The sequence below is a fragment of the Bradyrhizobium sp. GCM10028915 genome, from assembly GCF_042666195.1.
In the GTDB taxonomy this organism is placed as follows: domain Bacteria; phylum Pseudomonadota; class Alphaproteobacteria; order Rhizobiales; family Xanthobacteraceae; genus Bradyrhizobium; species Bradyrhizobium canariense_D.
Genome location: NZ_JBHTFN010000043.1, coordinates 289,130 through 312,273, shown reverse-complemented (window position 1 = coordinate 312,273; position 23,144 = coordinate 289,130). Strand labels below are relative to the sequence as shown.

Here is a 23,144-nt window from a genome sequence, read left to right as displayed (position 1 = left end):
TTTTGCCGCACCCTAGTGATCGAGTGCGTTGCGGCAAGCGAGCAATTCGTCACATGCGGATGGGGCTCGCCATTGCACTGCTGCTATGCCCCCTCGCCTGCTCCGTGCCCGCAGCCGCTCAATCCAAGGTGAATATCGAACAAAACTTTGCAGATTCCCTCACCGCACTGCCGAAAGAAGAACTCGCCGTCGCCGGCGGGTTCTACGTGCCCGCCTATTCCAGTGTCGCGATGAGCCAGGGCAAGCTGCGCGTCGACTTCTCGGTGACCCTGAGCGTGCACAACGCCTCCGAGACGCAAGCACTGGTTGTCAAACGCATCGCCTATTTCGACACCGCAGGCAAGCAGGTCGAGAGCTATCTGAAGGCGCCCGTCGCGTTGAAGCCCCTCGCCACCGTCTCAATCTTCATTCCGACCGACGACGTACGCGGCGGGACCGGAGCCAATTTCCTGGTCGATTGGGCCGCAGCAAGCGAGATCGCCGAGCCTGCTGTCGAGGCCTTGATGGTTGGCGGCGTCGCCAATGCGCATTACGCTTTCATCAGCCAGGGCCGTCCGACCCGGACGGCCGGCAAGAACTAAGGCCGTCTGTCCGCCGGATGCGGGCAAAAGAAATAGGCATGGCCGACGCAACGCCGGCCGGCTCAAAAAGAAAACAACGAGGAACGCTCCCATGACGTCCAGCTTCGATTTTGCGCCCCTGTTTCCCGCAGGGCTGCCGGCCCCCTCTGCGCGCTGGACGGGCCTCGCCAAATACAGTTTTGTCGGCGGCAACAACGACTCCGAGCAGGTGCCGCTCGATGATCTGATCGAGGCGGCCAATCTGGCTCTGCAACGCGAAGGCCGCTCGCTCGCCACTTACGGGCTGGCACATGGTCCCCAGGGCTATCTGCCCTTGCGCGAATTCCTGGTGGCAAAACTCAAGCGCGATGCCGGCATCAACTGCACGGTCGACGATCTCCTGATCGTGTCCGGCTCGCTGCAGGCGCTCGACCTCGTCAACGCCACGCTGCTGACGCGCGGCGACACCGTGATCTTCGAGCAGGATAGCTATCAGGGCTCGCTGACCCGCCTGGCACGGCTCGGAGTCAACGTGATTGGCATTCCCCTCGACAACGACGGCATGCGCATGGACGTGCTGGCCACGACGCTGGCCGACCTCAAGGGCCGCCGCATCCGTCCGAAATACATCTACACCATTCCGACCGTGCAGAACCCGACCGGCAGCATCATGCCGGAGGGCCGCCGCACCGAGCTGTTGCGGCTGTCGGCAGACTACGGCGTGCCTGTTTTCGAGGACGATTGCTATGCCGATCTGGTCTGGTCGGGACAGCGGCCGCCGGCGATCCATGCGATGAGCCCGAACGGCGGCGTGATCCATATCGGCTCGTTCTCCAAGTCGATCGCGCCGGCGCTGCGCGTGGGCTTCATCGTCGCGCCCTGGGATCTGATGTCGCGGATGCTGGCGCTGAAGACGGACGCCGGCTCAGGCGCGCTGGAGCAGATGGTGCTCGCTGCCTATTGCAAGCCGCATTTTTCGACCCACGTGCCGGCACTGACGAAGGCGCTACGGACCAAGCTTGATACGCTGATGGAGGCCGTCAACGAGCAGTTCGGGACGGCCGCCGAGTTCGAGGAGCCCAAGGGCGGGATCTTCCTGTGGGTGAAGCTGCCCGATCAGGTGGATACGCTGAAGCTGTATCAGGCCGCGCTTGCCGCCGGCGTATCGATCAATCCGGGGCCGGAATGGTCGACTGACAAAAACCACTCCAGATCGCGACTGCGGCTGTGCTTTGCGAGCCCCTCGCATCAGCAGATCCGCGAGGGCGTGGCCGTGCTGGCCGAGGTCTGCCGCAAGGAGTTCGGCGTGCCGGCCCGCAGTGCCAATGTGGAGAATCGAGCTTGAGCCTTCAGACGATCTGGGGCTGGCTGCCGTGGATCGCGGAGGCCAGCCGCAGCAGCAGCACAATCGAGACGTTGCCCTTTCCGGCCTCGATCTGGGCGATGTAGCGCTCGGATATCCCGGAGCGGCGGGCGAGCTCCCGCCGCGACAGGACGCAGCGCATGCGCGAGGACTTCAAGCGGTCGCCCAGCTCGGCTAGAAACGCGCTCTCGGAATAAGGCGGCACGGCGCAGCTCCCCGGCAGCACCTCGCCTGCGAAATCCCTGACTTGATTCAGCATCGGTTTATCCAATTTCCCTTCGGGAGCGCCATCCTACCGGGGAAACGGGCTGCCTCATTGACGCGGATCAAATTCGCGCGCGAATGGCGGTCAGCGTGGACGATGGCGCGCGGGATGCTACACTTCGGAATTCTTTGCAGGTGGGGCCTTTCAGGACATGAGACGTTGTTTGTGCCGCTCTATCGCGGCAGCAGTGCTGTGGGTTGCGTTCACGCCCGCGGCCGGTGCCGAGTCGCTTGCGGCGACCGTCGAGCAATGGGGCCTGCTTGGCTCATGGGCGGTCGATTGCGCCGGCCGGCCCGACCGCGAGAAGGGCGCGCTCTTGACTTACGAGATCCGGAAGGACGGAAGGGTGATGTACCGGCGCAATTTCGGCGAGGCCAAGGACGAAAACGAAGTGGTATCGGCGATGGTCAGCGCCGACGGCCTGCTCAATGTGATGGTGTACTTCCCCTTGCTGCAGCAGACCCGCGAGTTCGGCCTCCTACTCTCGAAGCAAGGCAGCTTGCGCGCAATCTACAATCGCAGTGAGCGCGGCGAATACACGATCAGGGATGGCAAATACGTCGCCACTGGCGCGCCAACACCTGCACAACAGCGCTGCGATTAACTCACCTGAACAGGCGTTCAGAATTCTCCTGCGATTCCTCCGGAACGTTCCCGCGAATGCGCCGTTTAGATTTGCATTCCATTGGAGGAGGACATCATGAAGAAGATTGGTTATGTGCTTGCCGCTGTCGGCGCGCTCGCGGTTGCAATGCCGACGCTCGCCAGCGCGGAGACGGTAGTGATCAAGCGCGGTGGTCATCATCACGGCATGTATGGCGCCCGCGCCGAATACGGCATGCATCGCGATCACGGCTGGCATCGCGGCTGGCGCCATCGCGACCGCGTCGTCGTGATCAAGCGTGGTCACCGTCATCATTGGGACTAATGCGCAACGCAATATGGAAATGGCCCTTCACGGGGCCATTTTCTTTGCGTGCCTTCTTCCTTCTCCCCTTGTGGGAGAAGGTGGCGCGAAGCGCCGGATGAGGGGTATCCCTCGGCGAATTCAAACTGACAAATGTGCGCGCGGAGAGAGACCCCTCACCCGTCTCGCCGCTGCGCGGCGAGCCACCCTCTCCCACAAGGGGAGAGGGTCCGGCGGTGCGGCCCAGCGTCGACTCTCAGTCCCATGCCGGCGCGAAGCCGGGATTGACGCAGCGCCTGTCCTTCGGCAGCGCGGCGATCTTGTTGCGGTCGGCATCGTCGAGCGTGATCTTCAGCGCGTCGAGATTGGCCTGCTGGCTCTCTCGGCGCGAGGCTTTCGGGATCGCGGCGACACCGTCCTGGTCCAGCAGCCGTTTTAGCGCGACCTGCGCCGCAGTTGCATTATGCTTGGCGCCGATCTCGGCCAGCACCGCATCTGACGCGATGCGTCCCTGCGCCAGCGGGCAATAGGCGACCAGCGGGATCGACTTGGCGTTGAGATAGGCCAGCACCTTCGATTGATCGAGCATGGCGTGGTATTCGATCTGATTGCATGCGATCGGCGCTTTGATGTCCTCGACCGCGATCTTCAGCAGCGCCGTGGTGAAATTGGCGACGCCGATCGCCCGCGTCCGCCCCTCCTGCTTCAGCGTCATCAAGGTCTCGAACACAGCACCCCAGTTCGCCGCCTTGGACGGCCAGTGCACGAGATAGAGGTCGACATGATCGAGCCCGAGCTTGGTCAGGCTGGCGTCGAAAGAGCGACGGATGGCGTCGGGGCTGAGGTTCTCGTGCCAGACTTTCGTCGTGACGTGCAGCTCGCCCCGCGGCAGCCGGGCCGCGGCGAGCGCCGCGCCGATCGGTTCTTCATTGCCGTACATCTCGGCGGTATCGATATGGCGATAGCCGATCGACAGTGCGCTCTCGACCGCCGCGCGGCAGGTATCGCCCTGCATGCGGAAGGTCCCGAGGCCGAGCTTGGGCATGCTGATGCCCTGTGTCTTGAGATTATCCATGAACAAGTTCCTGACATCGTTCGGCCCGCCGGAGGCCAGCAGCGATGCTGCGTGAGCAGACTCTTCGGGGATGGAAAAGAGGTGGCGGGAGCGGACAGCATAGTGCGGCAGACGCACGGCGGCCAATCAAGATCGGGTTAGGTGCTTCCTCACCGTCCCCCGGCTTACGGTTTCTTGACCGCGGGCCTACGGTTTTGCAACGTGCCGGATGACGGCTCGGAGCTGACCTAGTGCTTCCAGTTGCAGATGCCGCCGCTGCGGCACGGCCAGGTCTGGATCCGGGTGTCCATCGCCTGCGCGTCGAGCGGATTGCCGTGGCGATGCGCGAGCTTGGTGCGTGCCGCGCCGCGTGGCTGCGCGGGCTTGACGTGCGCGACCTTCGGCTCCGACACGCGCACGCGTTCGGCGGCGACCTTCTTCGGCACGTCGACCGGCTCGGCGCGCGCCTGCGCCTCGTTGCCACCGCGCGCCTCCAGCGCGACAGGCGCGAACCGGGTTTCGGGCCCGAGCCGCTTGGGCGACAACACCGCCTTCGAAAGATCGAGGCCGAGATAGTCGTCGGGCTTGTAGTCGTCAGCGCGCGCGACGCCGCCCCATGCGAGCACGAGGGCAACGGCCATTGCAAAAGGAGCGCTCTTCAGAATCACGGACGCCTCCTGAAATTGATTGTTAAGAGGTAATTTACCTCTATTTAGGAGGCGTCGCGCGCAATTCCAGCGGTCAGCTGCCGCCGTGGTTAAGAAGTTTGGCGGTGTCAGGCGACCTTTCGCGGTGCACCCGTCTCTTCAAGAAACCCCATTAGACGGGTACGGATGATGGTTTCCGCCTCAGCCATGATCCTGTCGACGAGTTCCTTGCAGGTGGGGATGTCGTGGATGAGGCCTGCGACCATTCCGCAGCTCCAGGCGCCGGCGTCCATCTGCCCGTCCAGCATGATCCTGGGATAGACGCCCGCGACCTGGTCGTGGATGTCGTCGATCTTCAGCTTGTCGCCCTTCTCGCGTTCAATCTCGAGCAGGCGGTCGACATTGGCGTTCTTCAGCACGCGCTCGGTGTTGCGCAGGCTCCGCATGATGAGGCGGGTGTCGCGTTCGGTCGCCGCGACCAGCGCGTTCTTGACGTTCTGATGCACCGGGGCTTCCTTGGTCGCGATGAAGCGCGTGCCCATGTTCATGCCGGCCGCCCCCAGCGACAGCGCCGCGACGAGGCTGCGGCCGTCCGCCATGCCGCCGGATGCGACGAACGGAATCTTCAATTCCTCCGCCGCGCGCGGCAGCAGAATCATGTTGGGAATGTCGTCCTCGCCGGGATGGCCGCCGCACTCAAAGCCGTCGACGCTGACCGCGTCGCATCCGATGCGCTCGGCTTTCAAGGAGTGGCGCACCGAGGTGCATTTGTGGATGACCGTGATCCCGGCGGCCTTCAGCGCCGGCATGTAGGCTTCCGGGCTGCGGCCGGCGGTCTCCACGGACTTGATGCCGCCTTCGACGATGGCGGCGATGTATTCCGGATAAGGCGGCGCGGCGAAGGTCGGCAGGAAAGTGAGGTTCACGCCGAACGGCTTGTCGGTCATATCGCGGCAGCGTGCGATCTCTTTTGCCAGCAGCTCCGGCGTCTTCTGCGTGAGACCGGTGATGATGCCGAGTCCGCCGGCATTGGAGACGGCAGCCGCCAGCTCGGCAAAGCCGACGAAATGCATGCCGCCCTGGATGATGGGGTGCTCGATGCCGAACAGTTCGGTGATCGCGGTCTTCACTTAAATTACCTCCCGGGCTTTTGCTTGACGTTCGCGCCAGTCTAGCCGGACTTTTGCGCCGCGGTCATCCTTTCTCTCTCGCCATTTCTCTCAGAACGGCCGTAGGCTCAATGCCCCCGCGCGGGAGCGCCCAGCTTGATCGGGCGCAGCGCCGCGGCGGTCGGGATCATCAGCACCGCGATGATCGCGAGCGTCCAGAACACGTCGATATAAGCGAGCAAATCGACCTGCTGCTGCAAGGTGCGCCCAACCCAGGCGACCGCCTGCGAGGCTGCATCACTCGCGTTCGAGCCCTGAGCCTGGAAGAAGCGGGTCATCATCTCGATGGTCTGCTGATAGCCGAGGTCCGATGGCGCGGCGTGCTCGATCAGGCGGCTCTGGTGGAATTGCTGGCGCTGCGCCAGAATTGTCTGCGCCAGCGCGACGCCCATGGAGCCGCCGATATTGCGGGCGACGTTGATCAGCGCCGACGCCTGGTTGGTCTTGTCGGGCGGCACACCGTCATAGGACGCGGTCGTGACCGGCAGGAACAGGAAAGGAAGACCGAGCGCGAGGAAGATCCGCGACATCGCGGCATAGCCGTAGGTGATATCGCCGGTAAGGCCCGTGAGATGCCACATCGAGAAGGCGACGATGGCGGCACCGAACATGATGAGATATTTCGGCTGCACGCTGCTGACGAGGCGGCCGACCACTGGCATCAGCACCAGGGTCGCGACGCCGCCGGGCGACAAAGCGAGACCGGCCAGCATGGCGGTGTAGTTCAAATCGCTCTGGAGCAGTTGCGGCAAAAGCTGTGTCGTCGAGATCAGCACCGCGCCGGTCGCAAGCATGACCAGGAAGCAGGCGGCGAACTGGCGACGGCCCAGCAGGCGGAGATCGACGATGGGATCCTCCCGCGTCAGCTCCCACGGGATCAGCGCAAGCAGTGACATGGCCGAAAGTACCGCGAAGAACACGATCATGTTCGAGCCGAACCAGTCGTTGCGCTGGCCCTCGTCCAGCACGTATTCGAGCGAGCCGAGCCCGATCGCGACCAGCAGGAAGCCGACATAGTCGACGCGCAGGCCCTTGCTCAGCAGCTTCTCCCTCTCCTCCTCCGCGCCCGAGGGCTCCTTGACCAGCGTGCCGACCAGGAACAGCGACAGCAATCCCATGGGGACGTTGATCAGAAACACCCAGTGCCAGGTGTAGGTGTCGGTGATCCAGCCGCCGAGCGTCGGACCGACCACGGGCGCGACCACGACCGCGACGCCATAGATCGCGAACGCCTGGCCGCGCTTGTGCGGCGGGAAGGAGTCGGCGAGGATCGCCTGCTCGCTGGTCGCCATGCCGCCGCCACCAAGGCCCTGAAGGATTCGGAACAGCACCAGCGCCTGCAGATTCCAGGCGAAGCCGCACAAAAGCGAGGAGACCGTGAAGATCGCAACGCACATCATGTAGAAGCGCTTGCGGCCGATCACGGTCGACAGCCAGCCCGAGATCGACAGCACGATGGCGTTGGCGACGAGATAGCTGGTGATGACGTAGGTGCTCTCGTCGATGCCGACGGCAAGCCCACCGGCGATGTGGCGCAAGGCAACGTTGGCAATGGTGGTGTCGAGCACCTCCATGAAGGTCGCGATCGAGACGACGAACGCGATGAGATAGGGATTATGACCGCCCGCCGCCGAGCGCTCCGGCGACCAGCCGCCCGCGGATGCACTGCCCTGCGCCGTGTCGGTCATCGCACCCTGGTCCAGGGCACGACCGACATGCCGGGACCAACGGGCAGATCGGCCGGCCAGCTGTCGACCACGATCTTCACCGGCACGCGCTGCACCACCTTGACGTAATTTCCGGTGGCGTTCTCCGCCGGCAACAGGCTGAACGCGGTGCCGGAGCCCGGCTGCACGGAGTCGACATGGCCGGTGAGCTTGCGCGCGGGATAGGCATCGATGCGGATCTCGACCGGCTGACCCGGCCGCATGTCGTTGAGCTGCGTCTCCTTGTAGTTGGCGACGATCCAGACCTCGTCAGGCACGAACATCATCAGGCTCTGTCCGGCTGTCACGAAAGTGCCCTTGGCGCCGCTGAGCTTGACGACGCGGCCGGACTGCGCCGCAACCACGCTGGTATATTGCAGGTTCAGCTTGGCCTGATCGAGCTGCGCCTGCGACTGCTGGAGCTGCGCCCGGGCGCCCTCGAGCTGCGCCTGCAGCGTCTTGATGCCGACCTGCGCGGCCGTCACAGCGGTCTTCGCGCGTTCCGTGTTGGCCTGCTGCGCCTGAAGATCGGAGCGGGTCTGCTGCTGGCGCTGCACGGTGCCGGCGCCCTTCTCGACCAGATCCTGGGCGCGCGCGAATTCTTCCTGCGAGAACTGAAGCTGGGCCTGGGCCTGTTCGAGCTGCGCCTCCGCCTGCTTGATCTGCTCCTGCTGGGAGACGATCTGCGCCTCGACATTGGCGATGTTCGCCCTGGCGACCGCGACCTGCGCATTGGCCTGATCGATGGCGATGCGATAGTCGCGCTCGTCGATCTTGGCGAGAAGGTCCCCGGCTTTGACATGCTGGTTGTCCGTCACGGGTATGTCGGTCACGTAGCCGCCAACCTTGGAGGCCACGGAAAAGCTGCGCGCGGCGACGAAGGCATCGTCGGTGGATTCATAGTGGCGCACCTGGAGCCAATAGAGCACTCCGCCGATAAGGGCCGCGAGCAAGACGATGGTGCCAACGCTTGCCAGCAACCAATGCTCGCGAATCCGCTCTCGCAGCGACGGCGCCTTGGCCGGCTTCGAGTCCGTGGCGTCATGGGCCTGATCAGGAGATATCTTCGGAGCTTCCTTCGCCCTCTGCGGCTGCTCCGCGGACGGTCCACGCTCCCGTGTTTGAGCATCCACGGTGAACACCTTTCTCGGGGATCAAACTGGCGGCAGAGCCGCCAAGCCGGCACACGCGCCGCGAGCCCAACTGCAACTCCTGATCATGGTTCCGCTTGTTGCGAGCACCATCGCGTTCGTGAACGCCTGCCCAAAAAGCGAGCGCGGCACAGTGCATGCCGCGCTCGCCTCGATATCTCATGGGAAGCGCACCCGGTCTCAGTGCGTCTTCGTCGCGTGCCATTTCTCGAGATCGGGTTTCACCTCGTCCGATCCCTGCTCCTTTTCCGGAGTGCCCTTCCAGGGCTTGTCCGTCTGCTTGTGCGAACCCCAGTCGCTCTGCTGCCGGGGATCGTCGTTAGGCCATTCCTTGCTCATCGAGCTTCCTTTCGTTGGAAACGCTTACGCGAAGGGGACACCGTAATAGGAGTTGATCCCGCGAACCGCGGCGTCATCACCCCAGTTCCAATCACTCCGTTCGCCGTATTTGGGCGCGCCTTCCAGTTCCTTGGTGGTGATGCCGGTGACGTAACCGCCGAGCTCCGTGTCGTATTTCAGCGACTGCCACGGCAGCGGATAGTGGTCGTTGCCGAGGCCCAGAAATCCGCCGAAGCCGAGCACGGCGTAGGACACCTTGCCGCTGATCTTGTCGATCATCACGCGTTCGATCGAGCCGATTTTGTTGCGATCGGCACCGTAGACCGATGTTCCCTCGACCTTGTCGCTGCCGATCAACCGACCCATCTCGTTTTGGTCCAGTTCACCCTGATTCAACATCTCAATTCTCCACTCAGCCAGTTGTGGAGACAACCCGAAGAGGTGCGCGATCGTTCCGGCATGTTCCGTCAGACTTGAGGAACATCGCCGGAAACGGGTGGTTCTCTCAACTTCAAATCCCGGAAACCAAATACCGGAAACGAAGGGCCGCCCTTGATGTCCCAGACCGTCTCCGACTTCATCGTTCAACGTCTGCATCAATGGGGCGTGCGCCACCTCTTTGGCTATCCTGGCGATGGCATCAACGGCGTGTTCGGAGCCCTTCAGCGTGCTGAGGGCAAGATCGGCTTTGTTCAGACCCGGCATGAGGAGATGGCCGCTTTCATGGCGAGCGCCTATGCGAAGTTCTCTGGCCAACTCGGGGTCTGTATCGCAACTTCGGGCCCCGGCGCCTCGCATCTGATCACCGGGCTCTACGATGCCCTGCTGGATCACCAGCCCGTGCTCGCGATCGTCGGCCAGCAGGCACGCAATGCGCTGGGCGGGCAATATCAGCAGGAACTCGATCTCGTCTCGATGTTCAAGGATGTGGCTGGCGCCTACGTCATGCAGGCCTCCTCGCCGGCGCAGATCCGGCATCTGATCGATCGATCGATCCGGATCGCGCTGGCCCGGCGGACGCCAACGGTGATCATCCTGCCCAACGATATCCAGGAGGAGCCCTACGAGGACCCGCCGCGCGCTCACGGCACTCTGCACTCCGGCATTGGCTATAGCGCTCCAAGCATCAAGCCTCGTGACGCTGACCTCGACCGTGCCGCCGAGGTGCTCAATGCCGGCAAGAAGGTCGCGATGCTCATCGGCGCCGGCGCGCTCCACGCCACCGAGGAGGTGATCGCGGTCGCCGACCGCTTGTCCGCCGGCTGCGCCAAGGCGCTGCTCGGCAAGGCGGCGCTCCCCGACGATCTGCCGTGGGTCACCGGCTCGATCGGCCTGCTCGGCACCGAACCCAGCTACAACATGATGATGGAATGCGACACACTGCTGATGGTCGGCTCCGCCTTTCCCTATGCCGAATTCCTGCCGAAGGAAGGCGCGGCGCGCGGCGTGCAGATCGACATCGACGCCAGCATGATGTCGATCCGCTTTCCCATGGAGGTCGGCCTCGTCGGCGATGCCGCCGAGACGCTGCGCGCCCTGCTGCCGCGACTGAAACCCAAGAGCGATGGCGCCTGGCGCCAGGGTATCCAGGACGACGTCGCGAAATGGTGGAAGACGCTCGATGATCGGGCACATCAGCCCGCAGCACCGGTCAATCCGCAGCTCGTCGCCTGGGAGCTGTCTCCGCGCCTGCCCGACCGCGCCATCGTCACCAGCGATTCCGGCTCCTGCGCCAACTGGTTCGCGCGCGACCTGAAGATGCGCCGCGGCATGACGGCCTCGCTCTCAGGCGGGCTCGCCTCGATGGGTGCCGCGGTGCCCTATGCGCTCGCCGCGAAATACGCCCATTCCGACCGCCCGGTGATCGCACTCGTCGGCGACGGCGCGATGCAGATGAACAACATGGCCGAGCTGATCACCGCCGCCAAGTATTGGCGCGACTGGAAGGATCCGCGCTTCATCGTCTGCGTCTTCAACAATGAAGACCTCAACCAGGTGACCTGGGAGCAGCGCGTCATCAACGGCGATCCGAAATTCGAGGCATCGCAGCGCATACCAAACGTGTCCTATTCGCGCTTTGCCGAACTGATCGGCCTCTCCGGCATCTATGTCGACAGCCCGCGGCTGCTGGGCTCGGCCTGGGAGCAGGCGCTGGCGAGCGAGATGCCGGTGGTGCTGGAGGTGAAGACCGATCCCGAAGTGCCGCCGCTGCCGCCGCACATCACCTTGCAGCAGGCCAAGAACTTCTCGCTTGCGCTGCTGAAGGGCGATCCCAACGAGAGCGGAGTGATCAAGGGGGCGGCGCGGCAGGTGCTGGAAAAGATCCTACCTGGAAACGAATGAGGTGAAGCATGAGCGATTTCCGCGATATCCAGCACGGCGTCAACGATCCCGTGGATGGCCTCGACGTGAAGCGGCAGATCAACGACAACCGGACGCCGCATGAACGGGCACAACGCCATGCAGACGTGCGTGCCGAGGCCACTGCCACGCCGAGCGAGCCATTTCTGCCCGAACGGCTTCGGCGCAAGCCTACCGATCCAATCAACCCGCGGAGCGGGCGGAGACCGACGGATTAGCCGTTAGGAACTCCGGCCGCTGCAGTGTGTTGGTGGGCGCAACGTCGCGCGGCGAGAGGCTGCGCGCCCATTCGGAGGGATCGGACCATGAAACGAATGATTATCGCAGCTGCTTGCGTGCTGCTCGCAGGCCCCGCACTCGCCCAGTCGCTCGGCGAGAAAACCGGCGTCAACTCGGCGCTCGGCGTCGCGCCCGCCACCGCCGACTTCGTCAAGGAAGTCGCCATCAGCGATATGTTCGAGATCGAGTCGAGCAAGCTCGCCGAGCAGAAAGGCAACGCGCAGGAGAAGACCTTTGCGCAACAGATGGTGACCGACCACACCAAGACCAGCAGCGAACTTAAGGGCCTTGTCAGCGGCGGCAAGGTGCAGGCGACGCTGCCGACAGCACTCGACAGCTCGCATCAGAGCAAACTCGACAAGCTCAAGAGCGCGAATGGCAAGGACTTCAGTTCGGATTACAATTCGTACCAGGTCAGCGCCCATGAGGACGCGGTCTCGCTGTTCGAGCGTTACGCCAAGGGCGGCGACAATTCCGACCTGAAGGATTGGGCCGGCAAGACGCTGCCGGCGCTCAAGCACCATCTCGACATGGCCAAGGAGCTCGGCAAGGCGCCGAGCGTCGGTCAGACCAAGTAAACATCTTACGAGGACGCCGGCCCTACCGGCGTCCTCTCGTTTTGCAACGATGCCTGTCTCCGCGCAGTGAGATCGAAGATCGCGGAGATCGTCATGACACATCACGACAAGACTTCAGTATCCCGCCGGCACGTCGTCCAAGCGGCGAGCGCAACGCTCGCTGCTGCTTCGCTGGCCTCTTCGACAGCGGAGGCATGACGCCGCTCGGCCGTTCCGGCCAGCCCGCCGAACTGGCCTCGATTTATGTGCAGCGTGCCGCGGCCGACGCGAGCAATGCGACCGGCTAGGTGTATGGGTCCGCTGGTGGATCGGGACAGCCGTAGTCGGCGCGGCAGACTTATGCCACGAGGCAGAGCCCAGGAACCTTCTTTGTCTCCGGGCTTTACAAAACTGTCATGAAGGACATCACGCTTGCAGACCGATGGCATTAGTAGAGGTTAAACCTAGCCGGATCGACACCGCGATCGCGGATACGATCGCTGATCACACCAATTCAGGCATCGAGCACACGGCGCAGACATTGACCTGGGCTGCCGACGAGCACGTGCTGCTCGCGCTGGCCGCGGCAGGGTGGCTCTACACTCATATTTGGCAGCCCCAACAGCGCCCCGTTGCAAATCACGTTCTGGCCGTGTCGCTGGCGACTGCCGTCCTCCCGCATGTCCTGAAATCCATATTCGATCAGACCAGGCCAGACCGGCTGACCATACGCGGACACCGACATGGAGTACCCATCTCAGGACAGGCGCGCGACGCCTTCCCGTCCGGTCACGCGGTCCATATGGGCGCACTTGCCTCGGCGGCGGGCCTGCTGCCAAAAACGCCGCGTCGGTTGGTGCGTGCGATTGCGGTCGCACTTTCGCTGACACGGATTGCGGTACTCGCGCATTGGGCAAGCGACGTCGTCGCAGGCTTTGCGCTGGGCGCGGCCGTAGAGAGACTCTTGCGGCCATGGACACTGACGCAATCGTTGCGCAAGCAGCTCACTTGGCGGAAACGGCCATGACCGAATATGTCGTGCGCTTCATCGCCGGTGGCATCATCGTCTCCGCTTTTGCGATCTTGGGCGATATGCTCAAACCCAAAAGCTTTGCGGGGTTGCTCGGCGCAGCACCGTCAGTTGCACTGGCGACGCTCGGCATCGCCGTCGTCCAGCACGGCCCGCAATACGCCGCGGCAGAAAGCTGGACGATGATCTATGGCGCGGTCGCGCTCGGCTGCTACAGCGTCGTCGTCTGCCATCTGCTGATCAGATACTGTGTGTCCGCGCTGCCGGCGACCGTCCTTGCTGGTATCGTGTGGCTTGCGGTCGCCTTCGGCCTGCTCGCCGGCTTTGGAGGTGCGGCCTGATGCCGGTCAAGCTGTCGCTCTCCGCGCTGAAGCAGACGCGCTGGTACGAATACGGCATTCGTTTCCTGCTCGGTGGCCTGGCGACCGTGCTCACGGGGGTTCTGGGAGCGCGCTTCGGTGTTTCCGTCGGCGGACTTTTCCTTGCGCTTCCCGCCATCTTCTGCGCGAGCGCAACGCTGGTCGAAAGCCATGAACGCCGCACCAAGGAGAAGGCCGGCCTCAGCGGCACGCGCCGCGGACAAGAGGCCGCCGGGCTCGACGCGGCTGGTGCCGCCTGGGGAAGCATCGGTCTCCTGGCATTCGCCGCCGTCTTTCATGTTACCGTGGCCGCAAGCGTTCCGGGCGCTTTCGCCGCCGCGTTGATAGCTTGGGCCGTGGTTTCGGTATTGGCCTGGGGGCTCAGGCGCAAGCTGCGCATCGTCTCCCGCAAACCGCACCGGTCAGCCCATTCGCCATCAGCAAAGGGTTCTCCCCTTACGAAGCGTTAGCCCGCTTTGGCATGCATTGACGGCTGCAATCTCGGCGGTTGAAGGCCCGGGCTGTTGGCCCAGCGCTCGACCTGCTCGATGACCTTCTGGTGGCTGGGGCGCACCGGCCTGGGTGCTTCGCTCTCTTCGACATGTGTGCGGGGCAATCTGACTTCGTTCGTCATGACGTCTCTCCCATTTGCCGGGAGTATACACCTGTCAAAGGATCTTTGCATCACATAAGTTATTGATTTCGTTATATTTCTGGCTAACTTGGCGTCATAGCCGCATCTTGTGGAACCGCGGCCGAATGAGTTCGTTGAGTAAACTACTCAACTTGCTCATTTTGGGTGATTGATCATGAACGACCTTCGCGCCGAGCGGCTCCAGGTCATGCTGTCACCGGAAGAACTGGCCGCGGTGGACGACTTCCGGTTCAAACATCGCATGCCGACGCGAGCCGCGGCCGTGCGCGAGCTCCTGAAGCTCGGACTGGCCACCGCCGCAGTCGATGCAGGGGCGAATGTCAAATCGAGCAGGTTCGGAGTTTTCGGGCGCGGCCCGGACGGCCATACGCAACCGCATCCCGAGCGCGGCTCCGAGGATTAGTCCAGCCTGATGCTCAAGCAAACGGCCCCGGCACGGGGTGCCAGGGCCGTCCTTGGAGATTACTTCCGGATCACCGGGGGCATGACAACCGGAAGCAATCCCTCGACTCTTCGCGTGCGAATTCGTTCCTGAAGGAATTAGCCGCTCGGCGCGTCGCCGGAATCATCGGGCGCCATGCCGGAACCGGGCGTCTTGCTGTTGTCGTTCAGCTTGGGATCGCGCGTGGCCTCACGAGAGGGCGAGCCCTTTGGCTCCGACTTGTGCACGGTCTGCGCACGCTGCTTGTCCCGCGGCTGCTGTTCACCGCGCTGATCTCTGATGATGCCTTGGTCGGAATGGGCCATGATAGCTCTCGCCTCTTTGCTGTCTCGAAGCGCTTACGCGCCGGAGCGTCGAAGGTTCCGACCCGCGAGATCAGACTGCTAACTGTGCGCTGAGTGCACCGGGGTCGATGCATTTTCGTGATGCACCTGCCGCACTGTCGTCACGGTGGCGAACGCGACCGACACGCCAAAGGCGAGGATGAGCGAAAGAAGAGCCAGACGTGGAGCCATTGCAAAAACCTCCTGAAATAGGAAATCAACGCGATCGACTGTTACGAATGATCCTGCTTGTTGTCCGTGCGCAGTCTCACACGCAGATCCACGAACACGACAGAATTACGCATCCTGCTTTTGAGGCCTGCGCGTTGGAACGGGCGGCACCTCGCCGTCGAGCCAATCCTGCTCGTCGGCAAGTGCCGTCCACGCATTCGCCATGCGCAGAAAACGATTGTGTGCCGGCTGTGCTTCGGCCCTTTCGGCGAGCTGGAGGCAGTTGTCGGCGTTATCCCTGAAGATCTCGGACTGTTTCATCAACATGAATTGGGGACGGAACCGACGCGTCGCAACCGCCCTTACCGGATCGTAACATCTGCGGAACTTTCGACCGCCGTCCGCCATTGGACGTCCATGCGGATTCTTCTCGCGATGGTTTTGGCGTTCATCAGCACTGCACCGCTTGCCGACAGCACCGGAGAGCGACGGCCGACCGGCCGCACGCCGACCGCAACCGAGACCATCAGCGACCTCTACACTTTCAGCCGCTTTCAGCAGGGCTTGCTGGAGAGCACCGACCTGAAGGGCAATGCCGAGGTCAAGAACCTCGCCGCCCTGCGCGCCGAAGAAGCAGCCCGGCGCGACAAGGCCCTGAAACAGATTCAGGAGACGATCGGCACCGAACCGCGCGTCGCCAAGACGACCTCGGCGAGCGCGAGCCTGGTCGAGCCCGAAAGTTCGGACGGACCGACTTTCGTCAGAAGCTTCTATGCCGCGCAGATTCCCGAGTATGAATCGGTGATCGACCTGCTCGAGCGCTATCTGAAGGCGCCCGACAATGCCGTGCTTGCAACATTCGCGCGCGAGCAGCTCCCACTGTTGCGCTCACAGGTCAAAGACGCCGAGCGCACCATGGCAGACAAGTAGCCGTTTATTTATTGTTCGGATGACTTTGCTGGCTCTCCGGCCGCACGGTGCGGTCGCTCTCCGGCATCCGGTCCCGGCCGGCATCCCCATTGTCATCCTTGCCGCCCGAAGTCGAGGTGCCGCTACCGCTGGGATTGGACCGGGTCGACGCACCCGTAGTTGGTGTGTCCGCGCGTGGGGTGGCGGAGCTTGCGGCGGGGTCGCCGGTCACCGCACCACGGCCGCTGGGCGCGCCGCCTTGTGCGAACGCCGATCCAGCCAACAACATCACGGTGCCGATCACGGCAAATCCTGCTTTCATGTGCGCTCTCCCTGTATTCGAGGCTAACAGCAGGACCAGCGGTCCGTTCCGGAAGCGATGACCGAGGCCCGAAACGGGCCCCCAAGGTGTCTTCCCTCGGCAGAAATCAGGAACCCAATGGAACCATTCCGAGGTATCGCTATTATGTTAATCGGGCTGAGCAAAGCAGGTTCCACGTCCTGGCGCCGTAACGTTGGCGCTTGATTTCGAATTTGGCTGACGCTCTATTTTGATAATCCGCGTCTTGCCTGGGAATCGGCTGACGCCTGCGGGGGACAAATTATGAGCGACCTCGATCCCGGATCTGCATCACGTTCCGGTCGTCGCGTTCCAAAGCCAAAAACCAACGGCATGTCGGAGCCCGATTCCCGGGCAGAATTGCTGCTCGCCCTGCAGGCCATGCGCAACGGCGATTTCTCCGTGCGCATGAGCGGCGACTATCTCGGCATCGACGGCAAGCTCGCCGACACTTTCAATGACATCATCGCCGCCAATCAGCGCATGGCGCAGCAGCTCGAACTGGTCGGCCAGGTGGTGGGCCGCGAGGGCAAGACCCGCCAGCGCGTGAAGTTTGGGCTGGCCTCCGGCTCCTGGGCCGACATGGAAGGCTCGGTCAATACGCTGATCGACGATTTGCTGTGGCCAACGCGCGAGGTGACGCGCGCGGTCGCAGCCGTGGCGCAGGGCGACCTGCTCCAGACCGTCAAGCTCGACGTCGATGGACGCCCCCTGCGCGGCGAATTCCTGCAGTCGGCGACTATCGTCAACACCATGATCAAGCAGCTCGGCGTGTTCACCTCAGAGGTGACGCGCGTGGCGCGCGAGGTCGGCACCGAAGGCAAGCTCGGCGGCCAGGCCCAGGTCCCGGAAGTGACCGGCGTCTGGAAGGATCTGACCGAGAGCGTCAACTCGATGGCGAACAACCTGACCAACCAGGTTCGCAACATCGCCGAGGTGACGATCGCAGTTGCGAACGGCGACCTCTCGAAGAAGATCACGGTCGACGTCCGCGGCGAGATCCTTCAGCTCAAGGAAGCCATCAACACGATGGTGGACCAGCTCCGCTCCTTTGCCTCGGAAGTGACGCGCGTGGCGCGCGAGGTCGGCACCGACGGCAAGCTTGGCGGCCAAGCCATCGTGCCAGGCGTCGCCGGCACCTGGAAGGATCTCACCGACAGCGTCAACGCGATGTGCGGCAATCTCACCGCACAGGTGCGCAACATCGCCAACGTCACCACCGCCGTGGCTCGCGGCGACCTGTCGCGCAAGATCACGGTGGACGTGCGCGGCGAAATCCTGGAGCTGAAGGACACCATCAACACCATGGTGGACCAGCTCAACTCGTTCGCCTCGGAAGTGACGCGCGTGGCGCGCGAGGTCGGCACCGAAGGCAAGCTCGGCGGCCAGGCGCAGGTGCCGGGCGTCGCCGGTACCTGGAAGGACCTCACCGACAACGTCAACTTTATGGCGTCGAACCTCACCGCGCAGGTCCGCAACATCGCCGACGTTGCCACCGCCATCGCGAGCGGCGACCTCTCCAAGAAGATCACGGTGAACGTCTCGGGCGAAATCCTTCAGTTGAAGGAAACGCTCAACACCATGGTCGACCAGCTCAACGCCTTCGCCGGCGAAGTCACGCGCGTCGCGCGCGAGGTCGGCACCGAGGGCCGGCTCGGCGGCCAGGCCAACGTGCTCGGCGTCGCCGGCACCTGGAAGGACTTGACCGAGAGCGTCAACTCGATGGCCTCGAACCTCACCGCGCAGGTCCGTAACATCGCCGAGGTGACGACCGCGGTCGCGGGCGGCGATTTGTCGAAAAAGATCACCGTCGATGTCCGCGGCGAGATCCTCGAGCTGAAAGACACCATCAACACCATGGTGGACCAGCTCAACGCCTTTGCCGGCGAAGTCACGCGCGTTGCCCGCGAGGTCGGCACCGAAGGCAAACTCGGCGGCCAGGCCCAGGTGCGCGGCGTCGCCGGCACCTGGAAGGATCTCACCGACAGCGTCAACTCGATGGCCTCGAACCTGACCGGCCAGGTCCGCAACATCGCCGAAGTCGCGACCGCGGTGGCCAAGGGCGATTTGTCGAAGAAGATCACCGTCAACGTGTCAGGCGAAATCCTTCAGCTGAAGGAAACGCTCAACACCATGGTGGACCAGCTCAACGCCTTCGCCGGCGAAGTCACGCGCGTCGCGCGCGAAGTCGGCACCGAAGGCAAGCTCGGCGGCCAGGCCGAAGTCCCCGGCGTCGCCGGCACCTGGAAGGACCTCACCGACAGCGTCAACTCGATGGCGGGCAACCTCACCGCCCAGGTCCGCAACATCGCCGAAGTTGCGACCGCGATCGCCGGCGGCGACTTGTCGCGCAAGATCACCGTGGACGTGCGCGGCGAGATCCTTCAGCTCAAGGACACGCTGAACACGATGGTCGACCAGCTCAACCGCTTCGCGGGCGAGGTGACGCGCGTGGCGCGCGAGGTCGGCACTGAAGGTCGGCTCGGCGGCCAGGCCAACGTGCCCGGCGTCGCCGGCACCTGGAAAGACCTCACCGACAGCGTCAACTCGATGGCGGGCAACCTCACCGCCCAGGTCCGCAATATCGCCGAAGTCACCACTGCCGTGGCGCGCGGCGACCTCTCGCGCAAGATCACCGTCGACGTCCGTGGCGAGATTTTGGAGCTGAAGAATACCATCAACACCATGGTGGACCAGCTCAACGGCTTTGCCGGTGAAGTGACGCGCGTCGCGCGCGAAGTCGGCACCGAAGGCAAGCTCGGCGGCCAGGCCGAGGTGCCCGGCGTTGCCGGCACCTGGAAGGATCTCACCGACAACGTCAACTTCATGGCCTCGAACCTCACGGCGCAGGTCCGCAACATCGCCGAGGTCGCGACCGCGATCGCCGGCGGCGACCTGTCGAAGAAGATCACGGTGGACGTGCGCGGCGAAATTCTGCTGCTCAAGGACACCTTGAACACCATGGTCGAGCAGCTCCGCTCCTTCGCCGCCGAAGTGACGCGCGTCGCGCGCGAGGTCGGCACCGAGGGCCGGCTCGGCGGCCAGGCCGTCGTGCCCGGCGTCGGCGGCACCTGGAAGGACCTCACTGACAACGTCAACCTGCTGGCCGCGAACCTCACCACCCAGGTCCGCAACATCGCCGAAGTCACCACCGCCGTCGCGCGCGGCGACCTGTCGCGCAAGATCACCGTCGACGTGAAGGGCGAAATTCTCGAGCTCAAGAACACCATCAACACCATGGTGGACCAGCTCAATGCCTTCGCCGGCGAAGTCACGCGCGTTGCCCGCGAGGTCGGCACCGAAGGCGAACTCGGTGGCCAGGCCCAGGTGCCCGGTGTCGCCGGCACCTGGAAGGATCTCACCGACACGGTCAACTTCATGGCGGCGAACCTGACCGAGCAGGTCCGCGGCATCGTCAAGGTGGTGACCGCGGTCGCCAACGGCGATCTCAAGCAGAACCTCACCGTGAAATCGAAGGGCGAGGTCGCGGCGCTCGCCGACACCATCAACAACATGACCGAGACGCTCGCGACTTTCGCCGACCAGGTGACGTCGGTGGCGCGCGAGGTCGGCGTCGAGGGCAGGCTCGGTGGTCAGGCCGACGTGCCCGGCGCCGCGGGCACCTGGAAGGACCTCACCGGCAACGTCAATTTGCTGGCAGCCAACCTCACCTCGCAGGTGCGCGCGATTGCGGAAGTGGCGACCGCCGTGACCAAGGGCGACCTGACGCGGTCGATCCAGGTCGACGCCCGCGGCGAGGTCGCAGAGCTGAAAGACAACATCAACACGATGATCACGAACCTCCGTCTCACGACGGACGTGAACACCGAGCAGGATTGGCTGAAGACCAATCTGGCGAAATTCACCAACATGCTTCAGGGCCAGCGCGACCTCACCACCGTCGGTCGCCTGCTGCTGACCGAATTGTCGCCGCTGGTGAACGCGCATACCGGCGTGATCTACCAGGTCGAGAATGAAGAGAATCCGCGGCTCCTGCTGCTTGCCTCCTATGCCGGCGACGGCGTCTATCCGTATCCGCGCGTGCTGCCATTCGGCGACGGCCTGATCGGCCAATGCGCGCTCGACCGGCGCCCACGCGTGATCGCGGACATTCCGCCTGACGTGGTGCCGATCAATTCGGCGCTGCTTCGCGTCGCGCCGAAGAACCTCGTGGTGCTGCCGGTGCTGTTCGAAGGCCAGGTCAAGGCGGTCATCGAGCTCGCCTCGCTCACCTCCTTCACGACCTCGCAGATGACCTTCCTGGAGCAGCTCACGGACTCGATCGGCATCGTGCTCAACTCGATCGAGGCGACGATGCAGACCGAAGGCCTGCTCAAGCAGTCGCAGCAGCTCGCCGGCGAGCTCCAGACCCAGCAGCGCGAATTGCAGCAGACCAACGACCAGCTCGAACAGAAGGCGCAGCAGCTCGCAGAGCGCAATGTCGAAGTCGAGCGCAAGAACCAGGAGATCGAGCAGGCCCGCCGCGCACTGGAGGAAAAGGCAACCGAGCTCGCGCTGACTTCGAAGTACAAGTCCGAATTCCTCGCCAATATGAGCCACGAGCTGCGCACGCCGCTGAACTCGATCCTGATCCTCGGCCAGCAGCTCACCGACAATCCGGACGGCAATCTTACCGGCAAGCAGGTCGAATTCGCCCGCACCATCCATGGCGCCGGCACCGACCTGCTCAATCTCATCAGCGACATTCTCGATCTCTCCAAGATCGAGTCCGGTACGGTGACGGTCGACGCCGAGGAAATCCTGACCGCGAATCTGCTCGAGACGGTCGGGCGGCCGTTCCGTCACGAGGCGGAGAACCGCAATTTGTCGTTCAAGATCGACGTCGATCCGAATCTTGCGCGCAGCCTCGTCACCGATTCCAAGCGCCTGCAGCAGGTTTTGAAGAACCTGCTCTCCAACGCCTTCAAGTTCACCGCCGAGGGCGAAGTGCGCCTGAAGGTCGCCGCCGCGGTCGGCGGCTGGGGCACGGATCATCCCGTGCTGAACTCGGCGCCGGCCGTGATCGCATTCGAAGTGTCCGATACCGGCATCGGCATTCCGCTGGAGAAGCAGAAGCTGATCTTCGAGGCGTTCCAGCAAGCGGATGCCGGCACCAGTCGCAAATATGGCGGTACCGGCCTCGGCCTTGCGATCAGCCGCGAACTCGCAAGCCTGCTCGGCGGCGAGATCCACCTGCGCAGCTTGCCGGGCAAGGGCTCGTGCTTCACGCTTTACCTGCCGCTGAAATATTCCGGCCCGACGCTCGCGCCCCGCGCAACGCCCCAACAGAGCCAGCCGCCGGCGCTGCAGCCCGCGACAGCCGAACCGCAGCGCGTGATCGAGCAGCTTCCCGACGACCGGCTCAACCTCGAACCCGGCGATAGCATCCTCCTGATCGTCGAGGACGACCCGCACTACGCGCGCGTGTTGGTCGACCTCGCCCGCGACAAGGGATTCAAGGTGCTGGTCGCGGCCCGCGGCGCGGAGGCGCTGGAGCTTGCAAAGCAGTACCAGCCGAGGGCTGTCTCGCTCGACGTATTCCTGCCGGATATGCTCGGCTGGACCGTGTTGAGCCAGCTCAAGCACAATCCGCTGACCCGCCACATCCCCGTGCAGATCATCACGCTCGACGAGGACCGCCAGCATGCGCTGGCGCGCGGCGCCTTCTCCTTCGTCAACAAGCCGACGACGACCGAGGGTGTCTCGGCCGCGCTGACCCAGATCAAGGAATATGCGCGACCGCGGCGCAAGCGGCTGCTCATCGTCGAGGACAACGAGGCCGAGCAGCTCTCGATCCGCGAGCTCCTGCATCACGACGACATCGAGATCGTGACGACCGGCACCGGTGCCGACGCGCTCTCGATGCTGCGTGAGAACCCCTGTGATTGCGTCGTGCTCGACCTGCGCCTGCCCGACATGACCGGCTTCGAGGTGCTGGACCAGATCCGCAATGACGAGGCGCTCTCGAACGTTCCGGTGGTCGTCTTCACCGGCCGCGAGCTGTCGGCCGAGGAAGATGCGGAGCTCCACACCATGGCGCGGAGCATCGTTGTCAAGGGCGTGGAATCGCCGGAGCGCCTGCTCGACGAGACCGCGCTGTTCCTGCACCGCGTGATCACGGAGTTGCCGATCGAGAAGCAGCGCATGCTCGAGAAGCTGAACAGTTCCGACGAAGACCTGATCGGCAAGACCGCCCTGCTCGTCGACGACGACGCCCGCAACATCTTCGCGCTGTCGAGCGTGCTGGAGCGGCGCGGCATGAAGGTGCTGACGGCCACGACCGGCAACGAGGCGGTGGCCCTGGTCGAATCCAACCCGGAGATCGCCATCGTGCTGATGGACATCATGATGCCGCAGATGGATGGCTATCAGACCATCGGCGTCATTCGTGAAAACCCCATCTTCGCCCGTCTTCCGATCATCGCGTTGACGGCCAAGGCCATGAAGGGCGACCGCGAGAAATGCCTCGAGGCCGGCGCGTCTGACTATCTCGCCAAACCCGTCAACACCGATCAATTGCTGCTTGCAATCCGCATGTGGCTGCACCGCTGAGTTGG

25 protein-coding genes and 1 pseudogene are annotated in these 23,144 nt (G+C 63.7%); 14 read left to right on the top strand and 12 right to left on the bottom strand.

Going from position 1 to position 23,144, the window contains the following annotated elements; translation table 11 throughout:
- Positions 1 to 53: 53 nt before the first annotated feature.
- The gene (locus tag ACFQX9_RS19765; protein ID WP_026233112.1) at positions 54 to 581 is read left to right on the top strand and encodes a DUF3124 domain-containing protein; all 528 of its coding nucleotides are present in this window, start codon (positions 54 to 56) and stop codon (positions 579 to 581) included.
- A 91-nt stretch (positions 582 to 672) separates the two neighbouring features.
- A complete protein-coding gene (locus ACFQX9_RS19760) occupies positions 673 to 1,905 on the top strand; it encodes a PLP-dependent aminotransferase family protein (RefSeq protein ID WP_377790147.1) in 1,233 nt (410 codons plus the stop codon).
- A 4-nt stretch (positions 1,906 to 1,909) separates the two neighbouring features.
- On the opposite strand, the gene ACFQX9_RS19755 is transcribed toward ACFQX9_RS19760, so the two are convergent.
- Positions 1,910 to 2,182 (bottom strand): helix-turn-helix domain-containing protein, encoded by a 273-nt coding sequence (locus ACFQX9_RS19755; RefSeq protein ID WP_018456224.1) that lies wholly within the window; start codon positions 2,180 to 2,182, stop codon positions 1,910 to 1,912.
- A 157-nt stretch (positions 2,183 to 2,339) separates the two neighbouring features.
- Here ACFQX9_RS19755 and ACFQX9_RS19750 point away from each other — a divergent pair, with 157 nt between their 5' ends.
- On the top strand, positions 2,340 to 2,792 hold the full coding sequence (locus ACFQX9_RS19750) for a hypothetical protein (protein WP_377790146.1): 453 nt from the start codon (positions 2,340 to 2,342) through the stop codon (positions 2,790 to 2,792).
- 96 nt (positions 2,793 to 2,888) lie between these two features.
- On the top strand, positions 2,889 to 3,116 hold the full coding sequence (locus ACFQX9_RS19745) for a hypothetical protein (RefSeq protein WP_026233110.1): 228 nt from the start codon (positions 2,889 to 2,891) through the stop codon (positions 3,114 to 3,116).
- A gap of 235 nt (positions 3,117 to 3,351) precedes the next feature.
- On the opposite strand, the gene ACFQX9_RS19740 is transcribed toward ACFQX9_RS19745, so the two are convergent.
- The 7 genes from ACFQX9_RS19740 to ACFQX9_RS19710 all read right to left on the bottom strand — a co-directional run bounded on the left by ACFQX9_RS19740 (position 3,352) and on the right by ACFQX9_RS19710 (position 9,560).
- On the bottom strand, positions 3,352 to 4,170 hold the full coding sequence (locus ACFQX9_RS19740) for an aldo/keto reductase (protein WP_085352693.1): 819 nt from the start codon (positions 4,168 to 4,170) through the stop codon (positions 3,352 to 3,354).
- 227 nt (positions 4,171 to 4,397) lie between these two features.
- Entirely contained in the window at positions 4,398 to 4,817 is a 420-nt protein-coding gene (locus tag ACFQX9_RS19735) for a hypothetical protein (protein WP_026233109.1), read from the bottom strand.
- Positions 4,818 to 4,924: 107 nt separating this feature from the next.
- Positions 4,925 to 5,926 (bottom strand): nitronate monooxygenase family protein, encoded by a 1,002-nt coding sequence (locus tag ACFQX9_RS19730; protein WP_018456217.1) that lies wholly within the window; start codon positions 5,924 to 5,926, stop codon positions 4,925 to 4,927.
- Between the two features lie 107 nt (positions 5,927 to 6,033).
- Complete coding sequence (locus ACFQX9_RS19725) at positions 6,034 to 7,653, bottom strand: DHA2 family efflux MFS transporter permease subunit (protein ID WP_018456216.1); 1,620 nt, start codon at positions 7,651 to 7,653, stop codon at positions 6,034 to 6,036.
- Positions 7,650 to 8,804, bottom strand: a complete 1,155-nt coding sequence (locus ACFQX9_RS19720; RefSeq protein WP_377790144.1) for an HlyD family secretion protein — start codon at positions 8,802 to 8,804, stop codon at positions 7,650 to 7,652. The genes ACFQX9_RS19725 and ACFQX9_RS19720 overlap by 4 nt, the downstream gene beginning before the upstream one ends.
- A 198-nt stretch (positions 8,805 to 9,002) precedes the next feature.
- A complete protein-coding gene (locus tag ACFQX9_RS19715; protein WP_204513880.1) occupies positions 9,003 to 9,161 on the bottom strand; it encodes a hypothetical protein in 159 nt (52 codons plus the stop codon).
- Positions 9,162 to 9,185: 24 nt separating this feature from the next.
- Entirely contained in the window at positions 9,186 to 9,560 is a 375-nt protein-coding gene (locus ACFQX9_RS19710; protein WP_007594753.1) for a PRC-barrel domain-containing protein, read from the bottom strand.
- Between the two features lie 156 nt (positions 9,561 to 9,716).
- On the opposite strand from ACFQX9_RS19710, the gene ACFQX9_RS19705 reads away from it, so the two are divergent.
- From ACFQX9_RS19705 to ACFQX9_RS19675, 7 genes and pseudogenes are all read left to right on the top strand, one after another.
- On the top strand, positions 9,717 to 11,504 hold the full coding sequence (locus ACFQX9_RS19705; protein WP_018456213.1) for a thiamine pyrophosphate-requiring protein: 1,788 nt from the start codon (positions 9,717 to 9,719) through the stop codon (positions 11,502 to 11,504).
- An 8-nt stretch (positions 11,505 to 11,512) separates the two neighbouring features.
- The gene (locus ACFQX9_RS19700; protein WP_018456212.1) at positions 11,513 to 11,740 is read left to right on the top strand and encodes a hypothetical protein; all 228 of its coding nucleotides are present in this window, start codon (positions 11,513 to 11,515) and stop codon (positions 11,738 to 11,740) included.
- Between the two features lie 87 nt (positions 11,741 to 11,827).
- On the top strand, positions 11,828 to 12,379 hold the full coding sequence (locus ACFQX9_RS19695; RefSeq protein ID WP_085352563.1) for a DUF4142 domain-containing protein: 552 nt from the start codon (positions 11,828 to 11,830) through the stop codon (positions 12,377 to 12,379).
- Positions 12,380 to 12,567: 188 nt separating this feature from the next.
- Positions 12,568 to 12,666, top strand: a pseudogene (locus tag ACFQX9_RS19690) (NAD(P)-dependent oxidoreductase); the annotation flags it as partial.
- 134 nt (positions 12,667 to 12,800) lie between these two features.
- Positions 12,801 to 13,385, top strand: coding sequence for a phosphatase PAP2 family protein (locus tag ACFQX9_RS19685; protein WP_018456209.1), 585 nt, complete (start codon positions 12,801 to 12,803; stop codon positions 13,383 to 13,385).
- The gene (locus tag ACFQX9_RS19680) at positions 13,382 to 13,729 is read left to right on the top strand and encodes a DUF3147 family protein (protein WP_018456208.1); all 348 of its coding nucleotides are present in this window, start codon (positions 13,382 to 13,384) and stop codon (positions 13,727 to 13,729) included. Before ACFQX9_RS19685 ends, ACFQX9_RS19680 begins: the two co-directional genes overlap by 4 nt.
- The gene (locus ACFQX9_RS19675) at positions 13,729 to 14,217 is read left to right on the top strand and encodes a DUF3147 family protein (protein WP_018456207.1); all 489 of its coding nucleotides are present in this window, start codon (positions 13,729 to 13,731) and stop codon (positions 14,215 to 14,217) included. The genes ACFQX9_RS19680 and ACFQX9_RS19675 overlap by 1 nt, the downstream gene beginning before the upstream one ends.
- Here the strand turns inward: ACFQX9_RS19675 and ACFQX9_RS19670 are convergent.
- Positions 14,214 to 14,381, bottom strand: a complete 168-nt coding sequence (locus ACFQX9_RS19670) for a hypothetical protein (protein ID WP_162847273.1) — start codon at positions 14,379 to 14,381, stop codon at positions 14,214 to 14,216. The genes ACFQX9_RS19675 and ACFQX9_RS19670 overlap by 4 nt on opposite strands.
- A gap of 175 nt (positions 14,382 to 14,556) precedes the next feature.
- Between ACFQX9_RS19670 and ACFQX9_RS19665 the strand changes: the two genes are divergently transcribed.
- On the top strand, positions 14,557 to 14,805 hold the full coding sequence (locus tag ACFQX9_RS19665) for a hypothetical protein (protein ID WP_018456205.1): 249 nt from the start codon (positions 14,557 to 14,559) through the stop codon (positions 14,803 to 14,805).
- Between the two features lie 137 nt (positions 14,806 to 14,942).
- On the opposite strand, the gene ACFQX9_RS19660 is transcribed toward ACFQX9_RS19665, so the two are convergent.
- Both ACFQX9_RS19660 and ACFQX9_RS19655 read right to left on the bottom strand, forming a co-directional pair.
- Positions 14,943 to 15,149, bottom strand: coding sequence for a hypothetical protein (locus ACFQX9_RS19660; RefSeq protein ID WP_007594775.1), 207 nt, complete (start codon positions 15,147 to 15,149; stop codon positions 14,943 to 14,945).
- Positions 15,150 to 15,464: 315 nt separating this feature from the next.
- Positions 15,465 to 15,659 carry a hypothetical protein gene (locus tag ACFQX9_RS19655; protein WP_026233106.1) on the bottom strand — a complete coding sequence of 65 codons (195 nt, stop codon included), beginning with the start codon at positions 15,657 to 15,659 and terminating at the stop codon, positions 15,465 to 15,467.
- A 96-nt stretch (positions 15,660 to 15,755) separates the two neighbouring features.
- Here ACFQX9_RS19655 and ACFQX9_RS19650 point away from each other — a divergent pair, with 96 nt between their 5' ends.
- Positions 15,756 to 16,268 carry a DUF4142 domain-containing protein gene (locus ACFQX9_RS19650; protein WP_377790138.1) on the top strand — a complete coding sequence of 171 codons (513 nt, stop codon included), beginning with the start codon at positions 15,756 to 15,758 and terminating at the stop codon, positions 16,266 to 16,268.
- A gap of 4 nt (positions 16,269 to 16,272) precedes the next feature.
- Here the strand turns inward: ACFQX9_RS19650 and ACFQX9_RS19645 are convergent, their stop codons facing one another.
- A complete protein-coding gene (locus tag ACFQX9_RS19645) occupies positions 16,273 to 16,569 on the bottom strand; it encodes a hypothetical protein (protein WP_085352568.1) in 297 nt (98 codons plus the stop codon).
- A 282-nt stretch (positions 16,570 to 16,851) separates the two neighbouring features.
- Here ACFQX9_RS19645 and ACFQX9_RS19640 point away from each other — a divergent pair, with 282 nt between their 5' ends.
- On the top strand, positions 16,852 to 23,139 hold the full coding sequence (locus ACFQX9_RS19640; protein ID WP_085361356.1) for a HAMP domain-containing protein: 6,288 nt from the start codon (positions 16,852 to 16,854) through the stop codon (positions 23,137 to 23,139).
- Positions 23,140 to 23,144 lie beyond the last annotated feature (5 nt).

Coding starts and splice junctions, on each gene's coding strand:
- ACFQX9_RS19765 (WP_026233112.1), top strand. CDS start 54: ATGCGGATGGGGCTCGCCATTGCACTGCTGCTATGCCCCCTCGCCTGC.
- ACFQX9_RS19760 (WP_377790147.1), top strand. CDS start 673: ATGACGTCCAGCTTCGATTTTGCGCCCCTGTTTCCCGCAGGGCTGCCG.
- ACFQX9_RS19755 (WP_018456224.1), bottom strand. CDS start 2,182: ATGCTGAATCAAGTCAGGGATTTCGCAGGCGAGGTGCTGCCGGGGAGC.
- ACFQX9_RS19750 (WP_377790146.1), top strand. CDS start 2,340: ATGAGACGTTGTTTGTGCCGCTCTATCGCGGCAGCAGTGCTGTGGGTT.
- ACFQX9_RS19745 (WP_026233110.1), top strand. CDS start 2,889: ATGAAGAAGATTGGTTATGTGCTTGCCGCTGTCGGCGCGCTCGCGGTT.
- ACFQX9_RS19740 (WP_085352693.1), bottom strand. CDS start 4,170: ATGGATAATCTCAAGACACAGGGCATCAGCATGCCCAAGCTCGGCCTC.
- ACFQX9_RS19725 (WP_018456216.1), bottom strand. CDS start 7,653: ATGACCGACACGGCGCAGGGCAGTGCATCCGCGGGCGGCTGGTCGCCG.
- ACFQX9_RS19715 (WP_204513880.1), bottom strand. CDS start 9,161: ATGAGCAAGGAATGGCCTAACGACGATCCCCGGCAGCAGAGCGACTGG.
- ACFQX9_RS19710 (WP_007594753.1), bottom strand. CDS start 9,560: ATGTTGAATCAGGGTGAACTGGACCAAAACGAGATGGGTCGGTTGATC.
- ACFQX9_RS19705 (WP_018456213.1), top strand. CDS start 9,717: ATGTCCCAGACCGTCTCCGACTTCATCGTTCAACGTCTGCATCAATGG.
- ACFQX9_RS19700 (WP_018456212.1), top strand. CDS start 11,513: ATGAGCGATTTCCGCGATATCCAGCACGGCGTCAACGATCCCGTGGAT.
- ACFQX9_RS19695 (WP_085352563.1), top strand. CDS start 11,828: ATGAAACGAATGATTATCGCAGCTGCTTGCGTGCTGCTCGCAGGCCCC.
- ACFQX9_RS19685 (WP_018456209.1), top strand. CDS start 12,801: ATGGCATTAGTAGAGGTTAAACCTAGCCGGATCGACACCGCGATCGCG.
- ACFQX9_RS19680 (WP_018456208.1), top strand. CDS start 13,382: ATGACCGAATATGTCGTGCGCTTCATCGCCGGTGGCATCATCGTCTCC.
- ACFQX9_RS19675 (WP_018456207.1), top strand. CDS start 13,729: ATGCCGGTCAAGCTGTCGCTCTCCGCGCTGAAGCAGACGCGCTGGTAC.
- ACFQX9_RS19670 (WP_162847273.1), bottom strand. CDS start 14,381: ATGACGAACGAAGTCAGATTGCCCCGCACACATGTCGAAGAGAGCGAA.
- ACFQX9_RS19665 (WP_018456205.1), top strand. CDS start 14,557: ATGAACGACCTTCGCGCCGAGCGGCTCCAGGTCATGCTGTCACCGGAA.
- ACFQX9_RS19660 (WP_007594775.1), bottom strand. CDS start 15,149: ATGGCCCATTCCGACCAAGGCATCATCAGAGATCAGCGCGGTGAACAG.
- ACFQX9_RS19655 (WP_026233106.1), bottom strand. CDS start 15,659: ATGAAACAGTCCGAGATCTTCAGGGATAACGCCGACAACTGCCTCCAG.
- ACFQX9_RS19650 (WP_377790138.1), top strand. CDS start 15,756: ATGCGGATTCTTCTCGCGATGGTTTTGGCGTTCATCAGCACTGCACCG.
- ACFQX9_RS19645 (WP_085352568.1), bottom strand. CDS start 16,569: ATGAAAGCAGGATTTGCCGTGATCGGCACCGTGATGTTGTTGGCTGGA.
- ACFQX9_RS19640 (WP_085361356.1), top strand. CDS start 16,852: ATGAGCGACCTCGATCCCGGATCTGCATCACGTTCCGGTCGTCGCGTT.